This is a genomic window from Segetibacter aerophilus, from assembly GCF_007991655.1.
In the GTDB taxonomy this organism is placed as follows: domain Bacteria; phylum Bacteroidota; class Bacteroidia; order Chitinophagales; family Chitinophagaceae; genus Segetibacter; species Segetibacter aerophilus.
In genome coordinates this window covers 1-3,790 of record NZ_BJYT01000058.1, presented here as the reverse complement: position 1 = coordinate 3,790, position 3,790 = coordinate 1, and the positions used below count along the sequence as shown (strand labels likewise).

Below are 3,790 nucleotides of genomic sequence, written 5' to 3'. Positions count from 1 at the left end.
GGGTAGGATATGCCTATAAATTTTAATCTTTATTGCAATAGTTTTGTTGTTTCATAACCTTAAAAACAACAATTAATGTGGTAGATAAATGCTTTAATTTACGCATTCTTTGCAGCTCACAGCCATTTGTGCGAGTCGGAATAAAAGGGGTTGAGACAGATTTAGCCACTGCCATTAGAACAGCAGTCATTTTAATACTTGCCTGGTCTAGTGCATTAGAAGTGGTGCTTACATTATTTACACATTGTCTAAGCAAATCCTAACCTACTTGACTCTGCCATCTGTCCCTACGGGTCTTTTAAAGATATTTTATTTTAAAGCCTGCAATTAGGGAAGGTTTCACAGGTAGTACCGGTAGATAAAACGGGTGTGGCAATTGCAATAATTATAGCAGTTGTCTTTTTAGGCGAGCCGGTAACAGTAAAGACAGACGTAGGTGCTGCATTAATTTTAGGAAGAACATTATTTTTAATATTTTTAATATTTTTAATAATAAACGATAAATCACCTAGCGAACGTTTTATGTTGAAGAAGGAATACGAAGAAAGATATAAGGAAAACCGCACTCAAGATTATTTCTTCATTACGTGGTCCATTTTGTGCCTTTTGCTGGTATTCACTCCTTGCTTTTACGGGCTTTACAGGCTTATTTTTATGTTGAGCAGCAATTAAAGTACATAAAAGCCTACGGATCTCTTTGATCTTGCTTTATCAAAGTCTCTTCAACTTTAATTATTCTTATGCCCTCTTTTATCATGATCAACTTTAACTACCGTGGATTGTCCCTTCTTATTCCTGTTAGTGTTCGTGATGCTGATTCGAAATTCTTAAATCCTAACATACCCGCAGTTCGCCATTTTATAAATCGATGATCTCCTTCTATCCTACTATTTAGATACTTGCATTGCCTAATTCTTATTCTCTTTAAACGCCTCTTATTGTAGGTTCTGATCGCTTCCCTGTTCGCTCCACTCTTATCTATGTTAATCACCTTCGGACAGCCATTATTACTGATTGCCCTTAGCAGAAACTTATGTGCTGCCAGCCTATTTCTCCTTTTTGTTAATAAAAAATCTACCGTATTTCCTACCTTATTGACAGCTCTATACAAAAACATCCACTCCCCTTTTACCTTAATAAAAGTTTCATCCATCCTCCAGCTATTAGTTATTGATTTCTTTCTCTTCGTAAAAGCTTCTTCAATTAATGGAGTAAATTTATATACCCATCTTTGTACTGTAGCGTGATCTACTGCTACTCCCCTCATAGATAATAACTCCTCTATATCTCCATAACTTAAGCTAAATGTTAATTTAAAACGGACTGCCTGAAGAATTAATCTCTTTAGAGAAACAACAATCTTTAAACATCTTATAAAGTAAGCCCTTAGTTTGATTAATTAAGCAGATGCGACAGAACCCCTTATTTTGCTTTGTAAGGCTTCTTTGATTTACTTGTTGCTTCAGTTCTTTTGCGGCTTTTTCCATTTCATAAGCTCTTAAAAGTATGTCAAGTTTCCGTTGATTTTCTTCTTCTTTTGCAATTACATTTTGGCTCATATTTACATCCTTTATGTAAAGACTGTCCACAAAGTACAAGGCCTTGCATAAACCTTTTCCTGCATGCAACTTCAGATAACGGTATTTAGTATCATTGGCCTTGTACACCTCCAAGGATCCATTTGTAAGATACCAACCAGTTGACAAAAGGCAAATGATTAGAAACAAAGCAGCAGTTACCCACAATATTTTGGACGCATGATGGTGATGAATAATTTCTTTTTTCACAGGCCGCTTTAATAAGTCTATAGTAGTAACAAGGTTTAATGATAACTCTCGAATTTCCGCTACAGGAAAACATATGTTTTGAACATCACTTCTTACAGCATCAACCTTAGTAATAATTACACTCATTGTTTCCGATTGTCTACTTATAGGTTCAAGCTTTTCATCGAGCTTATCAATTTTTCTTTGCTGCTCATTTAATCTATCAATCATTGAAACTAATAATGCTTCACTCATAACCTCATTTTTTTTCGTTTATGATTTATAATCGTCTTTGAGAAAGTTTTTTCTTCCTTCGCTTATTCTCATTCAGCAATTCAGTTGGTGGTAACTCAGGATTTTCTTCTGGCTTAATTAATATCTCTATCAAATTCTCCATACCTTTTGTAACCGTGTTTTGTTGCCTCATACTTACAAATTGATCTGGGATTGATGGACCTTGTTGTCTGGTTCCTTCAGCAACTCGTGGCTTTATTTCTTGCAATTGTTTTTGATTTGTTGCTATAGCCTTTTCAAGATTTCCTAAAGAAAATTGGCGATCAACTTTGCTCCCTTTAAAACAATACTCCCCTATTTTAAAACTTATTCCCTGCTTTTCTAATGTCTGTCCTTTGTACTTATATTGTACCTCTATGCCGCGTTGCTGTAACTTCTTTTCCAGGTCTTTTAATGATTTACAGTGAGGTAATGCCTGTATAATTTCTTTATAGATCTTGTACTTATTTGCTTCAGATTTTCGTAATGCTTCGAAGTTTGTTAGTTCGATATTTTTGCTTACCGCAGGAACAAGATCGTGTTGTTGTGTCAACTGTTGTGCTATCTTCTTTCCCAGAAAACCTAAATAACTATCGGAGATTGATTTGCCATTGTTGTTGACCATGTTGGCAACAATATGCAGGTGAAGGTGTTTCCGATCCGTATGTTTAGTAATTGCATATTGGGTGTTCTCGATACCAAGTTTTTCAAGATATTCCTTTGCAATCTTCACCATCTTTTCATTGCTCAATATCTCTCCGGGATAAAAACTCAATGAACAATGAAAGCAGGCTTTTTCTTTTTGGGGCCGCATTTGTTGCTGCATTATAAAATCATCTGACATTAGTTTATAGTCATGACCTCTTACTCCTTCACACTCCAAAACTTTAGCACCTTGTTTATTTACCACATACCTACAGGCATGGGAAAACGAGTGGCCGGAATACACTTTACTTAGCATAATCAAACTTTTTTAACAGGTCATCTAAACGGTTACGGTATGCTTCAAAATGAAAAACAGTTGTCAACATTCCTTCTTTATAACTGTTTTTTGTAAGCTGGTTAAAATTGTTTGACATGCCTACAATCTGCCTGACAAATTGCCTTTCCTCTTCTGTAAGCCGTATTTTCACTTCTCCATTAATTGCAATCTCCCGGATATAAGCGGAGGCTTTAATGCCTGCTTTTGAAGCCTTATTTCTGATAATAAAGTACTCCGCTTTAGTAAATCTTATAGAGGCTCTTATTTCTTTCTTAATGGCTTTCACTGGCCTTCCGGCCTGCTTTTTAAGGGTACTTACTTTTTCCATATGTTCTATGATTTAAGCTTTAACAATGTCCTTTCTTTTGCGACCGACGGGAGCAAAAGCGAGCCAAGCGTTGATAAAACATTTATGTTCGACATCAACACCGCTCGCCTTAAAAACTCCAAAGAGTCTTATTGCTGGCGGTGTTGATACTATTTTTATCAACTTATGACTATTGATAGATTTTATTTTGATACAGGCCTTCAGCAGTGTCAATAACTACACTTTCTGCAAGGCTCTCATATTTCAACAAGTAGGGTTTTAAAAATTGATATAATGCCCATTTCGAGAATACTATATTCTGCTTATCCTCTTCTTTCATTTCCGCATCCATTAGTGAAAAAAGAGGAACTTTCACTCCCAGTAAATCTGTCAGTATTCACACTTGCTCTCTAAATAATTTTACCTTAACATTATTACTAATTGTTTCTTTATCGTAGCGCG

6 protein-coding genes are annotated in these 3,790 nt (G+C 35.5%); all 6 read right to left on the bottom strand.

Annotated features, from left to right (window positions below):
- Positions 1-314: 314 nt before the first annotated feature.
- On the bottom strand, positions 315-566 hold the full coding sequence (locus SAE01_RS24715; RefSeq protein ID WP_174834631.1) for a hypothetical protein: 252 nt from the start codon (positions 564-566) through the stop codon (positions 315-317).
- A gap of 203 nt (positions 567-769) precedes the next feature.
- On the bottom strand, positions 770-1,285 hold the full coding sequence (locus SAE01_RS24205; RefSeq protein WP_246113330.1) for an IS6 family transposase: 516 nt from the start codon (positions 1,283-1,285) through the stop codon (positions 770-772).
- Between the two features lie 28 nt (positions 1,286-1,313).
- Positions 1,314-2,021 (bottom strand): hypothetical protein, encoded by a 708-nt coding sequence (locus SAE01_RS24200; RefSeq protein ID WP_147206412.1) that lies wholly within the window; start codon positions 2,019-2,021, stop codon positions 1,314-1,316.
- Positions 2,022-2,046: 25 nt separating this feature from the next.
- On the bottom strand, positions 2,047-3,000 hold the full coding sequence (locus SAE01_RS24195) for a relaxase/mobilization nuclease domain-containing protein (RefSeq protein WP_147206411.1): 954 nt from the start codon (positions 2,998-3,000) through the stop codon (positions 2,047-2,049).
- Positions 2,990-3,349, bottom strand: a complete 360-nt coding sequence (locus SAE01_RS24190; protein ID WP_147206410.1) for a plasmid mobilization protein — start codon at positions 3,347-3,349, stop codon at positions 2,990-2,992. The genes SAE01_RS24195 and SAE01_RS24190 overlap by 11 nt, the downstream gene beginning before the upstream one ends.
- A gap of 169 nt (positions 3,350-3,518) precedes the next feature.
- The gene (locus tag SAE01_RS24185; protein ID WP_147206409.1) at positions 3,519-3,704 is read right to left on the bottom strand and encodes a hypothetical protein; all 186 of its coding nucleotides are present in this window, start codon (positions 3,702-3,704) and stop codon (positions 3,519-3,521) included.
- Positions 3,705-3,790: the final 86 nt, after the last annotated feature.